At 46.6% G+C, this 16183-nt stretch carries 18 protein-coding genes and 1 pseudogene; 10 read left to right on the forward strand and 9 right to left on the reverse strand.

Annotated elements, in window-relative coordinates; all coding sequences use genetic code 11:
* Positions 1–84: 84 nt before the first annotated feature.
* From ACYX4J_RS10325 to ACYX4J_RS10335, 3 genes are all read right to left on the reverse strand, one after another.
* The gene (locus tag ACYX4J_RS10325; protein ID WP_476178531.1) at positions 85–507 is read right to left on the reverse strand and encodes a hypothetical protein; all 423 of its coding nucleotides are present in this window, start codon (positions 505–507) and stop codon (positions 85–87) included.
* Positions 491–1294: a CLCA_X family protein gene (locus tag ACYX4J_RS10330; RefSeq protein WP_476178532.1), complete on the reverse strand. Its 804-nt coding sequence runs from the start codon at positions 1292–1294 to the stop codon at positions 491–493. Before ACYX4J_RS10330 ends, ACYX4J_RS10325 begins: the two co-directional genes overlap by 17 nt.
* A gap of 105 nt (positions 1295–1399) precedes the next feature.
* The gene (locus ACYX4J_RS10335; protein ID WP_476178533.1) at positions 1400–2281 is read right to left on the reverse strand and encodes a LysR family transcriptional regulator; all 882 of its coding nucleotides are present in this window, start codon (positions 2279–2281) and stop codon (positions 1400–1402) included.
* A gap of 122 nt (positions 2282–2403) precedes the next feature.
* On the opposite strand from ACYX4J_RS10335, the gene ACYX4J_RS10340 reads away from it, so the two are divergent.
* From ACYX4J_RS10340 to ACYX4J_RS10350, 3 genes are read left to right on the forward strand one after another with little or no spacing between them, the layout of a single operon-like run.
* Entirely contained in the window at positions 2404–3078 is a 675-nt protein-coding gene (locus ACYX4J_RS10340; protein WP_413665793.1) for a type 1 glutamine amidotransferase domain-containing protein, read from the forward strand.
* Between the two features lie 60 nt (positions 3079–3138).
* Entirely contained in the window at positions 3139–3591 is a 453-nt protein-coding gene (locus ACYX4J_RS10345) for a DMT family transporter (RefSeq protein WP_413665794.1), read from the forward strand.
* A 32-nt stretch (positions 3592–3623) separates the two neighbouring features.
* Positions 3624–3923 carry a putative quinol monooxygenase gene (locus ACYX4J_RS10350; protein WP_476178534.1) on the forward strand — a complete coding sequence of 100 codons (300 nt, stop codon included), beginning with the start codon at positions 3624–3626 and terminating at the stop codon, positions 3921–3923.
* A gap of 139 nt (positions 3924–4062) precedes the next feature.
* On the opposite strand, the gene ACYX4J_RS10355 is transcribed toward ACYX4J_RS10350, so the two are convergent.
* The 3 genes from ACYX4J_RS10355 to ACYX4J_RS10365 all read right to left on the reverse strand — a co-directional run bounded on the left by ACYX4J_RS10355 (position 4063) and on the right by ACYX4J_RS10365 (position 6836).
* Positions 4063–4584 carry a MaoC/PaaZ C-terminal domain-containing protein gene (locus ACYX4J_RS10355; RefSeq protein WP_444908300.1) on the reverse strand — a complete coding sequence of 174 codons (522 nt, stop codon included), beginning with the start codon at positions 4582–4584 and terminating at the stop codon, positions 4063–4065.
* A gap of 81 nt (positions 4585–4665) precedes the next feature.
* Entirely contained in the window at positions 4666–5526 is an 861-nt protein-coding gene (locus tag ACYX4J_RS10360; RefSeq protein ID WP_476178535.1) for an HpcH/HpaI aldolase/citrate lyase family protein, read from the reverse strand.
* A complete protein-coding gene (locus ACYX4J_RS10365) occupies positions 5523–6836 on the reverse strand; it encodes an acetyl-CoA hydrolase/transferase family protein (RefSeq protein ID WP_476178536.1) in 1314 nt (437 codons plus the stop codon). Before ACYX4J_RS10365 ends, ACYX4J_RS10360 begins: the two co-directional genes overlap by 4 nt.
* A 529-nt stretch (positions 6837–7365) precedes the next feature.
* On the opposite strand from ACYX4J_RS10365, the gene ACYX4J_RS10370 reads away from it, so the two are divergent.
* The 3 genes from ACYX4J_RS10370 to ACYX4J_RS10380 are packed head-to-tail and all read left to right on the forward strand — an operon-like array spanning position 7366 to position 9399.
* The gene (locus tag ACYX4J_RS10370) at positions 7366–8736 is read left to right on the forward strand and encodes an NAD-dependent succinate-semialdehyde dehydrogenase (RefSeq protein WP_444933191.1); all 1371 of its coding nucleotides are present in this window, start codon (positions 7366–7368) and stop codon (positions 8734–8736) included.
* 28 nt (positions 8737–8764) lie between these two features.
* Complete coding sequence (locus ACYX4J_RS10375; protein WP_476178537.1) at positions 8765–9151, forward strand: NAD(P)H-binding protein; 387 nt, start codon at positions 8765–8767, stop codon at positions 9149–9151.
* A 41-nt stretch (positions 9152–9192) separates the two neighbouring features.
* Positions 9193–9399, forward strand: coding sequence for a hypothetical protein (locus ACYX4J_RS10380; RefSeq protein WP_476178538.1), 207 nt, complete (start codon positions 9193–9195; stop codon positions 9397–9399).
* Between the two features lie 10 nt (positions 9400–9409).
* On the opposite strand, the gene ACYX4J_RS10385 is transcribed toward ACYX4J_RS10380, so the two are convergent.
* From ACYX4J_RS10385 to ACYX4J_RS10395, 3 genes and pseudogenes are all read right to left on the reverse strand, one after another.
* Complete coding sequence (locus ACYX4J_RS10385; RefSeq protein ID WP_476178539.1) at positions 9410–10036, reverse strand: anaerobic ribonucleoside-triphosphate reductase activating protein; 627 nt, start codon at positions 10034–10036, stop codon at positions 9410–9412.
* A pseudogene (locus tag ACYX4J_RS10390) lies at positions 10029–12302 on the reverse strand (ribonucleoside triphosphate reductase). Before ACYX4J_RS10390 ends, ACYX4J_RS10385 begins: the two are co-directional and overlap by 8 nt.
* Before the next feature lie 188 nt (positions 12303–12490).
* Positions 12491–13381: a LysR substrate-binding domain-containing protein gene (locus tag ACYX4J_RS10395; protein WP_476178540.1), complete on the reverse strand. Its 891-nt coding sequence runs from the start codon at positions 13379–13381 to the stop codon at positions 12491–12493.
* Between the two features lie 122 nt (positions 13382–13503).
* Here ACYX4J_RS10395 and ACYX4J_RS10400 point away from each other — a divergent pair, with 122 nt between their 5' ends.
* The 4 genes from ACYX4J_RS10400 to ACYX4J_RS10415 all read left to right on the forward strand — a co-directional run bounded on the left by ACYX4J_RS10400 (position 13504) and on the right by ACYX4J_RS10415 (position 16155).
* A complete protein-coding gene (locus ACYX4J_RS10400) occupies positions 13504–14196 on the forward strand; it encodes an FMN-dependent NADH-azoreductase (RefSeq protein ID WP_476178541.1) in 693 nt (230 codons plus the stop codon).
* Between the two features lie 158 nt (positions 14197–14354).
* The gene (locus ACYX4J_RS10405) at positions 14355–14762 is read left to right on the forward strand and encodes a hypothetical protein (protein WP_476178542.1); all 408 of its coding nucleotides are present in this window, start codon (positions 14355–14357) and stop codon (positions 14760–14762) included.
* Positions 14759–15358, forward strand: a complete 600-nt coding sequence (locus ACYX4J_RS10410) for an HD domain-containing protein (RefSeq protein WP_476178543.1) — start codon at positions 14759–14761, stop codon at positions 15356–15358. Before ACYX4J_RS10405 ends, ACYX4J_RS10410 begins: the two co-directional genes overlap by 4 nt.
* Before the next feature lie 8 nt (positions 15359–15366).
* Complete coding sequence (locus tag ACYX4J_RS10415) at positions 15367–16155, forward strand: YwqG family protein (protein ID WP_476178544.1); 789 nt, start codon at positions 15367–15369, stop codon at positions 16153–16155.
* Positions 16156–16183: the final 28 nt, after the last annotated feature.

Raw genomic sequence — 16183 nt, forward strand, 5'->3', positions numbered from 1 at the left:
ATTGGCTGTATGCAAACTGGTTGTGGAGCAAATTACCACAATGAGCAATGCCTAATATAGTTAGTTGAAGAGATGTGTATTCGTTCAGTCATAGCGCTGAGCTGAACTGCTGATGAGTTCCAATAACTTGGCATTGTATGCTTGAGCGTAAAATTTATTGTGTTCGTGCTGCTCGCTATCCAGAGCGTAATCTTCAATATGGAAGCCGGTTCCACATAAGAAAAAAGTTTCCTGAGGTCTGAACTCAGCATACTTACCTTGCAACTCTTCTTCTAGTATCCCGGGCGTTACATGGCCAACCCCTGGAGAATAAACATCCACGAACTTAGCCCGGTTATGAATGAAATCATTTTCCGCATCAATGAATCCACGCTCCGCTGACAGCACGGGATCGCTGGCTATTGCAATCAATTCATAGCTTTTTGAAAGTTCAGCCCATACCCAAGCGACTACACCAGCGAGAAGGGCCGTGCCCAGAAGAAAGGTATTTCTAAGGGTTGACGTCATTGTCTCCACCCGTGGAAGCCTGAAGGCTTCGTCCTAAGTAGGAAAAGTAGGCTGTGAAAGCCTGATTAATTCTTTTGCGTTGCTGCCCTTGTGGATACAGTCCCAACTTTGCCTCTTGACTAGCCTTTGAGCCAGCAACCAAAAAATTATTGTTGATGCTGGCATCCTGAATAAATGCTTCGAAAGCCCGAGCACTCAGCTCTACAGGCTCACTGTAGTAGACAGAACCATTTACTTTATCGGCACTGATGGAAGCAGTCACCAAGTCACTGGGGTTATTACCACTCTCATCCAGCATCACAGTTTTAAAGCACGCAAAAAGTAAGTCATTGAGCGGGTGGGGTATTGGAGTTGCATTCCGCAACCAGGCCTCTGAAGTATACATGGTACTGGACGCATCACTGAACGCTTTTTGGGCCAAGTAATGATCAAATGCATGAAACCATTCATGGGCAATAGAGCCAGGCCCTGCGTTCTTGGCGAGAGAAAAGCTCCGGGCAGTAGGGTCATAAAAGGCAGCCATCCCCGGGCGCCCGCCGATTCCATATTGGAAAGACAATGTACCTCGTAGGGATACCAACGCTTCCGGTCCTTGAAGAATGGTCATTAGATCAACAAGTGCATCATAAAAAAGCCCAGCGGCCCGATCGCGCTCCTCACGAGTGACCCAGCGGCCAACAGCAATAGAGCGAAAGCCAAATCGCTTCCTGACATCCACAAACGAAACGGGTTGTCGTTGCTGGGTTGCAGTGTGACCACTGCGATAAAATGCCCTGGTCAGGACCATAATCAATGCCAGTCGATTGGAGGAGGGTGGATATTAATCCTCCGGATTGAAGGCTTGCAAGAAATGGGAAGTGCTTCTATTCCTTTCAACGAATCCAATCGCTTTCTATTCAACCCAGTCAGAAAAGTAATCAACCAAATAGTCAATCGCCATTCGCGCTCGCATCGGTAAAAAGCGACGGTTCTGATACACGATCCAGCTACTGGCTCCGCGCCCACAAAAAGATTCCAGGATGGGCTCCAGTAATCCCTGTTGAATTGAACCACTGAAACTGCTTTTGGGCATATAAGCTATACCCAAGCCTTGCTCGCAAGCTTTCACGATCGCATGGGCATTATTTGTCCTCCAGCGCCCACTAACCTTTACGCTTACAGGCTCTCCATTCAGGTCAAAAACCCATTCATCATTGTTAGCCACCAAGCAACTCTGCGTTTTTAGTTGATCGGGGTGATTGGGAATACCATTTTCTTTCAGGTAACTCGGGCTTGCGACGGCCATCATTTGGCGGTTGGCCAGTTTACGAGCAACTAAGCCGGAATCCTCAAGGCGACCATAGCGTATGGCAAAATCAATCCCATCCTCGACGAAATTGACCATCCTGCTATTGAAGTCCATGTCGATTTTCAACCCCGGGTGTTTCAAGCCAAAGTCCATCAGGGCAGGGGCAACATATTGCTCAGCAAAGATACCAGCTCCGCTAACTCTTAGTGTTCCATTGAGCTGAAACTGTTGCTGGCTAACCTGCTCATTCGCCTGTTGCAGGCCAATCACTAACTCTTTACACCGCTGGTAATAGGCAGTCCCGGCCTGGGTCAGACTTACCTGACGTGTTGAGCGGGCCAAAAGGGATGAGCCCAAGCGCTCTTCCAGACGGGAGACCTGCCTACTCACATGGCTAGTACTGCAGCCAAGTTGCTTGGCAGCCGCTGAGAAACCTTGGCTTTCTGCCACCGCTACAAACTCGACTATGCCGTCAAAATTTTCCATGTTTCTCAAACTCGATTGTTGCCATTCTGCAAAGGTATTTAACAGATTTTACACATTATCAGCAGAAGAGGGACAATCTACAATCCCTCCCCACTGAATGCTGACCAACAGAGGAAAGAAACATGAAGAAAGTACTTATACCAGTGACCAACCACGCCACCCTTGGTGAAACTGACCAGGCAAATGGCACCTACTCACCTGAGTTGACTCACGCGATTCACGTATTTATGGAGAGTGGTCTCGACTATGACATCGCCTCTATTAAAGGGGGGAAAGCACCACTCTATGGCACTGACATCGAAGGTGACGACATCAACCAAAAGGTGCTTAATGATTCAGATTTCCAAAACCGTATCAACAACACCATCCCTATGAGCCAGCTGAATACTGCAGACTATGATGCAGTATTCTACCCCGGCGGATTTGGTCTGCTTTCTGACTTGGCAACTAACGAAGACTTCGCAAAGCTAAGTGCCGAGATCTACGAAGAGGGTGGCACATTGGCCGCAGTGTGCCACGGCCCCGCTGGTTTCCTACCTATCACCCTGAGCAATGGCGAAAAGCTTTTGGCTAGCAAGTCTGTCACCGGCTTCACTCGTGAGGAGGAGATTGACTTCGGCACCATTAATGACATCCCATTTTTGCTGGAAGAATCTTTGGCGAGGGGCGCTGCCCGCTATAACAAAGTACAACCTTGGCAGGAGTTTGTTATTGAAGATGGGCGAGTGATTAGCGGCCAGAACCCAGCAAGTGCACACGGTGTTGGTGTTGCCATCGCCAAACAGCTTGCCAGCTAGTACATGGCCTGGCCGGCCCCTTTGGGGTCGGCTCGTGATTCTAAGTAGAGGTGTCCCGTAGTGCAAAATGCAGTTATCTACCCGTCTCTAATGCTTATTGCAGGCATTGGTATACCGGTAATGGCAACGCTAAATAGTGGCCTCGGTATTAAGCTTGGTAGTTCAGCCCTGGCAACTACACTGCTATTTCTCGTTGGACTTGTAATCTCCGCGGCCTATCTCTTGAAAACGGAGGGGTTACCCAGTGCTGTTTTTAGCAAAGATATTGCCTGGTACTTTTACTTGGGTGGGATTCTAGTAGCTTTCTATATATTGAGTGTGACTTGGGTGTCGCCAAGGTATGGCGTGGGTAATGCAGTATCTTTCGTTCTTCTGGGGCAACTGCTCGCCATTAGCGTTATCGACCATTTTGGGTTACTGGGTGCGCAGCAAACCAGCTTGGATACCAAGCGCCTTATTGGTCTCGCCATGATGGTTGTCGGTGTACTGTTGGTAGTGAAACGCACTTCTTAATTTCAGAAAAAATGGTTATGTAAAGAGAGCATATGGCTAATTTAATCGTTATGGCAAAAGTCACAGTCCGCCCACAATATACTTCTCAGGCATCAGCACTTTTAATCGAGCTGGCGTGTAAGTCAGAACAAGAGTCTGGCTGTTTATCCTATAAAATTTTACCCTCACTGGATGAAGGCAATGTTTTCACTACACTAGAAGTTTGGGAGTCTTCTGAAGCTGAAATGAAGCATTGGAATACAGATCACTTAAAAACCATCATTGCAAAGTTGAATCCACTTCTTACTGCGAAGGCAAGAATCGAAAAATATACGGAGGTAAAAACTATCTAGCACAACCGTTATTTTATATTGCAACTTTTTGTAATCTTACTTTTATAACATCAATACCTTCATTTTCATTGAAGCGAGTCTAATCGGACATCGGCTTAAAGAAGTGCATATATACCAATGAGATAGCCTTTCTGTTAGGTTATTTTTTGATCTCATAATTAGGAGCGTGGCCTTTCTTATAAACCAGAACTGTTCGCTGAAAGCTCATAAAAGTATCTCCTCGCTGATTAATACCACGGGTTTCTACGCTAACAATACCCTGTGTTGGTCTAGACTTGGATTCACGCTTAGAAATGACCTCACTTTCTGCATAAACCGTGTCACCTTCAAAAACAGGTTTGAGCAGTTTAACTTTGTCCCACTCAAGATTGGCAACAACTTTCTTGCTAATAGTATTTACAGTCATACCCGTGACAATAGCCAATGTCAGAGTACTATCTACTAATGGAAGGTTCCATTCAGTGCTCTCTGCGTAATGGGCATCAAAATGGAGTTGCGCCGTATTCATAGTTAACAGGGTCATCCAGGTATTGTCTGTTCGCGTCAATGTCCTACCTGGGCGGTGCTCGATAATGATACCTTCTACAAAGTCCTCGAAGTAGAAGCCAAAATCTTCGCGATATCGATTGTTGTCAATCTTTTTATAGGGGTTAAATTCCATCAATATTGCCTCCTTGATTGAGTGTCTCTAAGTTCGCTTGGTTATGCCCAGAACACTTGTAGATTTTTGCTGGAGTAGCCTTTAGCTAAGATTATTAAAGTTTGAGATTATTTGCTGGGCTTTAGAGTAGATCGGGATATCTATCATTCGGCCCTCATATTGGCAGGCTTTACCTGAGGATTCATTGTAGATACGAATGATTTCCTTTGCTTCCTTATACTGGTCTAGTGTGGGTCTAAAAGATATCTTGATAGTTTTTACTTGTTTAGGGTGAATAGCTGCCTTGCCACTAAAGCCAAGCAATTGAGCCTCATTGAGTTCATTAATTAGTCCACCTTCATCCTTAAAGTTAAAACAAGGGGAGTCGTAGCAAGCTATCTGTTTGAGTGCGGCAGATTCGACCAATTTCATGCGCGCCCATATGAGTGCTTGTGGGGTGCATTCACAATTCAGATCGGCTGCATAATCAGCGGCCCCAAACATCAAACCTTGCAACTTTTCAGAACTACAGTTAACAATATCATATAAATTGGATGTTCCCTGAGCGGTTTCAATTAAGGCTATAATCGAAATATCCTTATAGGCTTCGCTCAAGAGCTCACTGATAAGGTTGATATCATGTTGAGATTCTGTTTTCGGATAAAGCACCACATCTATAAATGGCTTTTTATCAATAATTTCAGCCAAATCTTTTATTCCATTGATCGTTGACAAACTATTTATCCGAATTGCACTTATAACACCATTCGAGCTTGGCCTTGAATAAAAATCGATCGCGATATCCCTGGCACTATCTTTGTCCTCCATTGGTACGCTATCTTCAAGATCAATGATTATTCCATTCGCCCCAACTTCAGACGCCTTAGCAAAGCGTTTCGGTTGGTTTCCAGGGGTGAATAACAATGCGGGGAAAAGCTTTAAATTGTTCATTTTATCGCTCAAATAAAGTTCTGCTCTTTGGCCTGCTCCAATAAGCTCTTACGGAATTTAGGGTGTGCGACTTCAATCAAGGCAAGGGTCCGTTCTGTAGTTGATTTCCCCATAAGTCTGCAAGCTCCGTACTCGGTTACCACGTAATCGATATCTAACCGAGAGTCTGTGGTTATAGAATTCAAACGTGGAACTACCCTGGAGGTTTTACCACGCTGTGCCGTTGAGCTACTGGCCAGAATAGTCTTCCCATTTTTTGAGTAGTAAACCCCCCTCACGAAATCCAGTTGCCCGCCAACACCGGAGAATTGATGTCCAATGAATTCCGCATTGACCTGTCCACTGAAATCAATCTCAATAAATGAGTTGACTGAGATCATATTATCGATCTGGGCTATTATTTGGGGTTCATTCACATATGACACGGGCAGACAGAACATAGATGGATTGCCATCTATAAAGTCAAATAGTTCTTTGTCTCCAGCTGCAAAAGTGAATACGCTCACATGAGGGTTAATTGTCTTTCGGGCATTAGTTACTGCTCCAGACTTAATAAGCTTAATCATACCCGGTGTTATTACCTCGGTATGAATGCCCAAATCTTTCTTTTTAGTTAGTTGTTCACACACTGCATTCGGAATAGCGCCAATACCCATTTGGATAGTTGCGCCATCAGGTATTAACGGAACAATGTAGTCACCAATTTTTCTATCTAAATCGGTAATCTCTTTTGGAGATTCCTCCGCTAATTCCATATTGTTTTCAACAATGGCATCCACTTCACTAATGTGCAACAAGGTGGCCCCCGCTGTACGTGGCATATTTTCATTCACTTCCACAATTAATCGATTTGCGTGGCGCGACAACTCAATAGCATAATCACCATTAGTGCCAAAGTTGAAATAACCATGCTTATCCATCGGCGCCACAGTTACCAGGAAAGCATCTATTTTAACTTGCTCTCTGATTATTTGAGGATATCGACTAAAAGATATAGGGACATAGTTAATATATTTTTCCCCTTTTGAAAATCCAGCATTTGCTAATTTAACTTCGTCTTTAGTTAGCATTGAAGAGTAAGGCCTAACCCGGTCCATTAGATCTTCTTGAAAGATGGTTTCCGTTGCGACCTTTCCACAACGCATATAATAGACTTTTAAATGTGTAATAAATCCATTTCGAATATGCTTCTCTAGTGCTGAAAGTAGGGCTGGTGGGCTAGCGGTGCGCATACCGATAGAAATAACGCTATCGTCTGGGATTAAATTAACTGCTTCTTCAGGTGTTAGCTGTTTCTTTTTATACAGGGCGTTGTTATCCATAGCAGATTAACCGATTATTTGGCCACACTGTGATCCTTGAAGCGGCTGCTGTCGCTCTTATGGTCCTATTACAAAGGCGTTAATAAGCAAAAAACTTCATAGACCTGCAATTAAGCACTCATAAGGAAGTAAGAGCTACTAAGCCCTGCGATTATAGTTTGCAAATCAAAACTTGTTTCAAAAGGGCTAGTGACTTAACGATGAATATCATGCAGCTTGTTTGAGCAGATTCGATTTTATGCAGTCGGTATGCTCTAAAAGCTCCGCAGTTGATCTTTATGCCAAGGTTGTATTCGTAAAAGCACCTAAATCTCTTAATGGTTTTCCATTAGCTTTATAGTGCTGTTCACCAAAGATTACTGCTTATCAGCTGCCTTTAAGAAAGAATGATATGACTTTAGCTGATTCATCAAGCAGTGGTATGCCAAACCTCAGCAACTACACTTTTGCAAACACTCGTAGATGCCGCACTGGTACTATTCCAAATAGTTCTTTAGCGGTTCCCAAAGCAACCGTTGGAAGTCTATTTATGACAAAATCAAAACGTCCACTGATTTCCGTCAACCCCTTGAACGGTAAAACTCTGAAGACTTATCACGAAATGTCACAAGAGGATCTCGACAAGGCGATCGGTCTCGCAGACAAAGCCTTTGTAAGCTGGAGAAACCGAAGTTTTAGTGATCGAGCAGCGATACTAAAGCGTGCAAGTAATCTATTTGAGGAGCGATCCGAAGAACTTGCCCGCCTAATGGCGTTAGAGATGGGTAAGAAGCTCAGTGATGGTCAAGGTGAATTGGCACTTTGTGCTGAAATTTTTGACTACTACGCCGAAGAGGGCGAAAAAATCTTAGCTCCACAGCAGCTTTCCACCCGCGAAGGGGAGGGCACTTTAGTCTTCCAGCCCTTAGGAGTGGTCTACGGCATCCAACCATGGAACTTTCCCTTCTACCAACCAGCTCGCTTTACCGCCGCCAACTTGATCGCCGGCAATGTTGTACTTACTAAACATGCCTCTAATGTTCCCCAGTGTGCCGAAGCCTTCGCACAGCTGTTGTTTGATGCAGGGGTACCGGAAGGAGTCTATACCAATCTACCGATCACATCCGGTGGGGCTGCCTCCATTATTGATGACGATAGGGTCAAAGGAATCTCCTTTACTGGCAGCAATGCCGCCGGTGCAATGGTTGCAGAGCAAGCTGGCCGCAATGTAAAGAAAACTGTTATGGAGCTGGGTGGTGTTGATCCATTTATCGTGCTCGAAGATGCGGATATGGATTTAACGATACAGCGATTTGCGGAGGGAAAGCTGGGCAATTGCGGGCAGATATGTTTGGCTGCGAAGAGAATCATTCTAACGGAGCCCATTGCTGAAGAATTCCTAGACCGAGCTACCAAGCTGTTCCAAGCGCTGAAACCCGGTGACCCTCTTGTAGAAAGCACAGATTACGGTCCGTTATGTACCGAAAAGGCTGCTGAGCAACTGGAGGATCAAGTCAGCAAGTCCGTTAAGGCAGGCGCCCAACTGCTAGTGGGAGGTAAGCGCAATGGCGCATTTATCGAGCCGGGTATATTAACTGAAATACCTGCTGGTTCCCCGGCAGCCGTAGAGGAGTTGTTCGGCCCCATCGCTTGTGTTTGGGTAGTTCCCGATGAGGAGGCAGCGGTTAAGCTGGCCAATGATAGCCCCTTTGGCCTGGGTGGTTCTGTCTATACCCAGGACCATGAAAGGGGGCGCCGTGTCGCGGAACAGTTGGAATGTGGTACTGCCTTCGTGAACCATGCCGCTTCAAGCTACGCCAGTATGCCTATGGGAGGAGTGAAGAAATCCGGCTATGGCCGGGAGCTGGGAGAGCTAGGTATTAAAGAGTTTGTCAATCAAAAACTGATACGGTACTTCTAAGTAGCGCAATATAGACGTGGGCACAGCAATGAAAGTACTTGTGGCGGGTGCTAACGGTGCAATCGGTCAAATCCTTGTGGGTAAACTTGTCGACAAAGGGCACGAGGTAACCGCTATGGTCCGCAAAGAGTCCCAACAAGATAATTTGCTTAGTACAGGTGCGCGCCCCATTCTTGGAGATCTGACAAAGAAGGAGCCCCTGAACAATGCGGTAAAGGGGCAAGATGCAGTCATATTTGTTGCGGGCTCTAAGGGGAAAGCATTGGAGTCTGTCGATCGGGATGGTGCTATCCGTCTTTGTGATGCAACGAAAATCGCGGGTATCTCGCGCTTTATTCTATTGAGTTCCATTTTTGCCGGGCGACCAGAGCAGGGGCCTGAAAAGCTCCACCCCTATCAAAAGCCAAACATATAGCGGATGAATATGTAAAAGAAAGTGGCCTCGATTACACGATATTGAGACCTGGTGCCCTAACTGACACCTTGGGAACGGGGTTAATCAGCATAAGCGATTTATTTGCTGGGCCAGACATAGAAATCAGCCGAGCCGATGTTGCAGAGGTAATTACCACTGCGCTGGATGAGCCCAAAACGGTCGGTGCGGTTTTTGAATTCATTGGGGGCGAAACCCCGATTCCTGACGCATTAGCACAGCTAAACTAGGTTTTATCATTCAAGTTAAGAACCTCAACGTCTGATCAATCACTTGCTCACTATTGCAGCGCTGGATCTCCAACTTTTCAATGCCAATACCACAAAGTTTCTCCCGTATTTGATTCAGTTCAGCATCAGTTGTGAGGCTCGGATGCCTGGTAAGGCGCACTTGCAGAGGTATCTTGGACTGAGCGAGAAGCTCCGCACATTGCCAGGGGGCCACACCGCTACCATCAACACCCGTAATGGAAGGGTAGTTTTCCGGCATTGCTTTGATATCCAACCCCACCCAATCAAGACTTTGGATCAGGCGTTCGAGCCTGCGGGGGTAGATTCCCGCAGTATGCAGCCCGACCTTGAATCCCAAATCCCTGACTTGGGCAATCGCCGGATCCAGGGCACTCTGGGCGGTGGGTTCTCCACCAGAAAACACAACGGCGTCCAGCAAGCCCCGGCGACTGTCTAAAAATGTGAGGATCTGATCCCAGTCATAGGCACTGGGTGCTCGCGCAGGCAGTAAATCGCCGTTATGGCAGTAGCGGCAGCGCCAGGGACATCCCTGGCAAAAAACCACCGCTGCCAACTCGCCGGGGAAGTCGATTGCCGTAAACGACGTGAATCCACCGACACGTAACTTATTACTCATAAGTTTTTAGTTCATTCCTGCTGTTGTCCGCCACAAAGAACTGGCGCTCCCGGTGCTCTGATTGTTTTCCCGGATTCCAAAATGAAACTGGGCGGTGGTACCCCATTACCCGGCTCCATACCTCGCAGCGGGTGCGATCTTCTTCTCTCAATAAAGTATCTTGTTGGCTCATGGTCTTTCTCCTTGAAAGTATGGTTTAGTCGCTACAACAGGAATGCTCACGGGCCAGGAGAGCTTCGTCGCAGCGTGGGCAGAATTCGTGTTCGCCACTCAGATATCCATGGACCGGGCAAATAGAAAAGCTCGGGGTCACGGTGATATAGGGCAGGCGGTAGTTTTCCAGAGCACGCCGCAATAAGCGGCGGCAACTATCGGCATCAGGCAACTGTTCGCCCAAATAAAGATGAAGCACAGTGCCACCGGTGTAACGGGATTGGAGGGATTCCTGTCGGGCCAGGGACTCGAAGGGATCATCGGTAAAGCCCACTGGCAGCTGGGATGAATTGGTGTAGTAGGGCGCTTCGCTACTACCCGCCTGCATAATATCCGGATAACGTTTGCGATCTTCGCGGGCAAACCGATAAGTAGTGCCCTCTGCCGGAGTTGCCTCCAGGTTGTAGAGATGCCCGGTTTGTTCCTGGAATTCAGTCATGCGCATACGGATATGGTCGAGTAATTGCTCGGCCAGTTCTTTCCCATCTTCCGTAACCACACTTTCGTTGTCGCCACTAAAGTTTCTCAGCATTTCATTGATGCCGTTCACCCCGATCGTGGAGAAGTGGTTGCGCAGTGTCCCCAGGTAGCGGCGAGTGTAAGGAAACAGACCTGCATCCATATGCCGTTGGATGACTTTCCGTTTCACTTCAAGGGAATCACGGGCAAGTATCAGCAGTTTGTCCAGTTGGGTGAGCAGAAGCTGCCAGTTTCCTTTATAGAGATATCCAAGGCGGGCACAGTTGATAGTTACTACGCCGAGCGAACCTGTCTGTTCGGCGGAGCCAAAGAGGCCGTTGCCGCGCTTTAACAGTTCGCGTAGATCAAGCTGTAAGCGGCAGCACATGGAGCGAACCATGTTTGGGCTCAGGTCTGAATTTATAAAGTTTTGGAAATAGGGCAGCCCGTAGCGAGCGGTCATGGCAAACAGCCGCTCAGCATTTTCGCTCTCCCAAGGGAAATCCTCACTGATGTTGTAAGTGGGAATAGGGAAGGTGAATACCCTACCGCGCGCATCCCCCTCGCTCATGACTTCGATATAGGCGCGGTTGATTAGATCCATTTCCTCTTGCAGGTCGCCATAGGTGAAGGGCATTTCCTGACCGGCAATCACAGGCACCTGCTCGCGCAAATCCTGGGGGCAAACCCAGTCGAAAGTGAGATTAGTAAAAGGGGTCTGGGTGCCCCAGCGGGATGGCACATTCAGGTTGAAGATCAGCTCCTGAATGCACTGGCGTACGGTCGCGTAGTCCAGCTGGTCCTTGCGCACAAAAGGCGCAAGATAGGTATCGAAAGAGCTAAATGCCTGCGCGCCCGCCCATTCGTTTTGCAGTGTTCCAAGAAAGTTAACAATCTGTCCGACCGCGCTGGTCAAGTGGGCCGGCGGTGCCGATTCGACTTTTCCCGGAACACCATTCAATCCTTCATGTAATAGAGTGCGCAGCGACCAACCTGCACAATATCCAGCCAACATATCCAGGTCGTGGATGTGTAAATCGCCATCCCGATGTGCTGCGCCGATCTCAGGGGAATAAACATGATTTAACCAATAGTTGGCAATCATTTTACCTGCGCTGTTCAGGATCAATCCCCCGAGGGAATATCCCTGGTTCGCATTGGCTGCAACCCGCCAATCCGCTTGCTCTAAATACTCTTCAATAGAAGCACCGACATCCACCAGTGTTTGCCGATCAGTGCGCATTTGCGCATGCCGCCCCCGATAAGCGATATAGGCGCGGGCGGTATCAATGTAATCGTTATTGATTAGTACCTGTTCAGCAATATTCTGAATCTCTTCAATATCAATGGGCTCACCACTATCAAAGCGGTGTCTGATCACTTTAAGGACAGATTCGGTAAGTTGTTCCGCTTCCTGTTGATCAAAAGATTCCGTTGCCTGGCCAGCACTGAGAAGAGCCAAGGTGATCCTACGAGCATCAAAAGCCAGTGTCCTGCCATCTCGCTTACGTACCAACAGTTGATCTGAACTTACCTGCGAAATCTGTTCTGAAGCTGGTGCGGCTTCGCTGTCGGGTATAGCGGTACTTGTCATCGGCCTTCCTCACAGTTTGTGGGGAGAGCATATCGAAGAGATAGGAACACGAATTGATCCAGATCACTATATATGGCGCACTGATTGATTTACGAGCACAATATGTTGTGTTTCCGGTACGGGCTTAGGTTAGAGATATACCTACTCTCGGCAAGCCCGAAGGCGAGTTCAGTGCCAGTCGGATGTACCTAACTATAGGGAGAATCGCGAAGTGCTTCCTTCAGCCAGGTTACAAAAGACAGCACATTTCCATTTCTTGAATGGCGGCTAGGTATTAATGCGGAATAGGTAAATCCCTCAATCCCTGAAACCTTGGAGCCTCCTCTAAAAGGAACCAGCCATTGGTTACGTAAAGGGTTTTGAACAAGAAGCGAACTTACTAGCGCAATACCCTGGCCAGCCAAGGCGGCCTGGATTACATGATGCTCCTGGTCAAACTGCCGCACGCGAATGCCATCGAGATTTCTATTGAGGAGAGTTTGCCAGTTCAGCGGTGGAAGTGATGAGTTGACCCATTTTGTTTCCAGAAGTTGAGCTTCAGAAATATCCCTAATCTGAGTCAGATAGCTTGGTGCAGCGTAGACACCGATTGTTTCGGTGACCAAGTGGAGGGCATTTTGTGTATTTTTATCATATTTCCCGTACCGAATAGCGATGTCGATACGTCTATCTCGCTCGATATCACTCACTTCTTCACCGGTCACTACTGAAACAATGATATCTGGAAATTTCTGATAAAAGTTCTCCAAATGGGGCACAAGCCACATAGCAGCAAAGCTTGAAGTCGTACTGACAGTCAGTGTTTTCTTTGAACACGTTATTTCACTCACCGTTTCAGTGAGCTGCTGAAAAATTTGAGAGGTAGTTTGTGCGAGCATCTGCCCTTCACTGGTCAACTGCACGGCACGGGTTTTGCGCTCGAATAATGTTGTGCCCAGGGATTCCTCCAAACCCTTTATCTGATGTGATACGGCTGTCGGCGTTATAAAGAGTTCTTCCGCAGCTCTCTTGAAACTGCCCAGCCTGGCGGCGGCATCGAATACTTTGAGGGCGTTGAGGGAGGGTAGGTTTGGGTACACCGATCAGAATCTCTTATAGATGAGCTTTTTTCATCTATAAGAAGAAATAACTCGTTTGTCAAGGATACTCCCCAGCATCACCATAGATGAACCTTCAGACGGTTCAGTAAAGGTTCCAGACTATGAAAACACTATTACACATTGACGCTAGTGCTCAGAGGTGGAGCGGCTTAGCAGCACCACAAGACAGTGCGAATATCCCCAGGCATACCTCAATCTCCAAAGCAGTTGCCGCCAGTTTTGTAAGCGGTTGGCTAGAAAAAAGACCCCAAGATAAAGTTATCCATAGAGATGTCGGTTTAAACCCACCAGGCTTTATCAATCAAGATTGGATTGCCTCGGTTTTTACGCCTGAAGCGGATCGCACCAAGGAGCAGCAGTCCTTGGTCGCGCTTTCTGACATCTTGATTGATGAGCTATCCCAGGCGGATATCATTGTTATGTCCACTTCGATGTATAACTACGGCATGCCTGCCGCACTCAAGGCATGGTTCGATCAAGTTATTCGTATCAACAAGACGTTCACCTTTGATTTAGACCGTGGTGACTTCCCCTTAGAACCTATTATGTCTGGCAAAAAGCTGGTGCTAATCACCTCTGCCGGGGAGTTTGGCTTTGGACAAGGAGGAATCCGTGAGCAAATGAATCACCTGGGGCCACATATCCGAACCTTAAGCCACTATTTGGGGGTTGAGGATTTCCATGAAATCAATGCGGAGTACCAGGAATTTGCTGATGAAAGGCACCGGGATTCGATTAAACGAGCTTTCCTCAAAACTCAGGAGTTAACCGCGAAGTTGGCTAACTGCCTTTAAAGTTTGCTTACTAAAGCTAGCTTATCTCCCCAGTGAAGAGTCCTGCGGCTTGTCAGAGTGACCTCCCGATACTTACTATGCGGAATAGACGCAAATCGAACCTTTATCAGTTCTCAATTTGCACTCTAGTACAAAAGTAAATAAGTATCTGAGGATTCATGAAGCAGCGGGTATTTGGCAATTCATCGGACGACAACGCGAATATTACTTTAGCCTCTGGGAACAATTGCCGATTGATCAGGGTTCGTAGAGACTTAATACCGAACTACCACCTCTTGGTTTTTCCAAAATCCCAGGGAGAACCCAGTAAGGCGGAGGTTAGTGAGATGGTTTCACTTGGCATTGAGCATGCAAGAAGCGTTGCCGCATCAATAGTCGGTGACCCAGAAGCCTATACTCTCCTTTACAGTGGCTATAGCGCTCGACGGGAAAAAGGCTGGCATATTCATATCGTGTTATTGGGAAATCGATGGAAAAAGGCATGGCTTTATTTGGTGTTGGCAGGGAAAAATATTTTACAAGCTACGGGTTTTCGCAAAGATGACGCTCCGAGGATTGAGCAATGAATCAAAATAGATGGCTCAACCTAATGAGATCAGTCCATCTTCCTGAATCTCTTCAATGCTTCGAAAAGCTAGTTTCTGCATATTCAGAGAATCACCGGCATTATCATACAGGACATCACATTGATGCGATGCTGAAGCACTTTGATAAGGTCGCAGAACTTGCCGAGCACCCCCATGAGGTCGAGCTGGCTATCTGGTTTCACGATGCGATTTACAAGCCTTTTTCCTCTAAGAATGAAGAAAACAGTGCTCTATGGGCAAAAAAGTTCCTGATCGATTCCGGGTATTGTCCCACAGGGGCGGATAGGGTGTACCAATTGATTATGGCAACCTGCCACAATTACACGCCAGTTAGTATTGATGAAAAGCTAATTATCGACATTGACCTAACGATCCTGGGTGCCAGCACAAGCGTTTTCGAAGCTTATGAAAAACAAGTCCGTAAAGAGTATCGGCTGGTACCGATTATGATTTACAAAAAGAAACGCAGGGAACTATTAAAGGAATTTTTGTCTCAAGAGAGGCTTTATCACACTGATTTCTTCTATAAGAGATATGAAAAGCGTGCCAGGGCGAATATTGAAGGATGTATATAGCGTTGTTATTGAAAGAACTTAAAGCGGTCGGTCTTGAAGCTTTTTTGAATGAAATAGAGTCGCTGTGTGTTGAATGTACTACCGCTGAATTGTCTTCTGATATTATTGAGCAGGGCTCATCTAAGATTGGGGGGCACCCTGATGTCCCTGCTGACTTTGAGTGGCCATTCTATCGAGGTTTACCTTTGGAGTTTCTCCTTCAGCTCAATTGCGCAGAAGTTAATTCACCTATCCTGCCATCGGCTGGCTACTTGCTCTTTTTTTACTGTGATGGAGTTTGGGCGGATGTGCGAGGTAAGAAAGATTTTATACGGATAATCTATATCCCAGCTGATGTAGCACTCTCGAATCACCAAGCCCCCTGTATCCATAAAAAGCGCTTTGGGGGACTGTTAAAGCCAAAGAGACTACCTTCGATTTATCCTGAAAGTAAAATATCGTTCAAGCGCTCTTTTTCCCTTCCAGATTTAGGCGAGTATCCTTATGAGGAGTTAAAGATATTTGAAGAAGATGATTACTTGCTTGATGCATATTGCACCCTGAAGGAAAACCTTACAGGATCAAAATTACTCCAAATTTCTGGTTACCCCAATCCAGTACAGTACGATGGTATTACTGAAGATGCGGCAAGGGTTATGGGTAAAGGCAAAGCTGAAGATTGGCAGTTGCTATTGGAACTCAATAGTCTTGGTGGCTTTATGTGGGGAGATGCAGGAAGATTGTATTTCTCTATACACAATGAAGACCTTGCGCAGTTGAAGTTCTCAGATGTTTGGATGCAGATGCAGTGCCACTAGGCTAACAATGTAACCCTAATTCGTAGGA

Source organism: Microbulbifer sp. ABM4_008 (genome assembly GCF_056311705.1).

Bases quoted from the DNA above. Each gene is read 5' to 3' on its own strand.
- ACYX4J_RS10365 (WP_476178536.1), bottom strand. From the start codon at position 6,836: ATGGATAACAACGCCCTGTATAAAAAGAAACAGCTAACACCTGAAGAA.
- ACYX4J_RS10375 (WP_476178537.1), top strand. From the start codon at position 8,765: ATGAAAGTACTTGTGGCGGGTGCTAACGGTGCAATCGGTCAAATCCTT.
- ACYX4J_RS10325 (WP_476178531.1), bottom strand. From the start codon at position 507: ATGACGTCAACCCTTAGAAATACCTTTCTTCTGGGCACGGCCCTTCTC.
- ACYX4J_RS10385 (WP_476178539.1), bottom strand. From the start codon at position 10,036: ATGAGTAATAAGTTACGTGTCGGTGGATTCACGTCGTTTACGGCAATC.
- ACYX4J_RS10335 (WP_476178533.1), bottom strand. From the start codon at position 2,281: ATGGAAAATTTTGACGGCATAGTCGAGTTTGTAGCGGTGGCAGAAAGC.
- ACYX4J_RS10410 (WP_476178543.1), top strand. From the start codon at position 14,759: ATGAATCAAAATAGATGGCTCAACCTAATGAGATCAGTCCATCTTCCT.
- ACYX4J_RS10355 (WP_444908300.1), bottom strand. From the start codon at position 4,584: ATGGAATTTAACCCCTATAAAAAGATTGACAACAATCGATATCGCGAA.
- ACYX4J_RS10370 (WP_444933191.1), top strand. From the start codon at position 7,366: ATGACAAAATCAAAACGTCCACTGATTTCCGTCAACCCCTTGAACGGT.
- ACYX4J_RS10405 (WP_476178542.1), top strand. From the start codon at position 14,355: ATGAAGCAGCGGGTATTTGGCAATTCATCGGACGACAACGCGAATATT.
- ACYX4J_RS10340 (WP_413665793.1), top strand. From the start codon at position 2,404: ATGAAGAAAGTACTTATACCAGTGACCAACCACGCCACCCTTGGTGAA.
- ACYX4J_RS10350 (WP_476178534.1), top strand. From the start codon at position 3,624: ATGGCTAATTTAATCGTTATGGCAAAAGTCACAGTCCGCCCACAATAT.
- ACYX4J_RS10400 (WP_476178541.1), top strand. From the start codon at position 13,504: ATGAAAACACTATTACACATTGACGCTAGTGCTCAGAGGTGGAGCGGC.
- ACYX4J_RS10330 (WP_476178532.1), bottom strand. From the start codon at position 1,294: ATGGTCCTGACCAGGGCATTTTATCGCAGTGGTCACACTGCAACCCAG.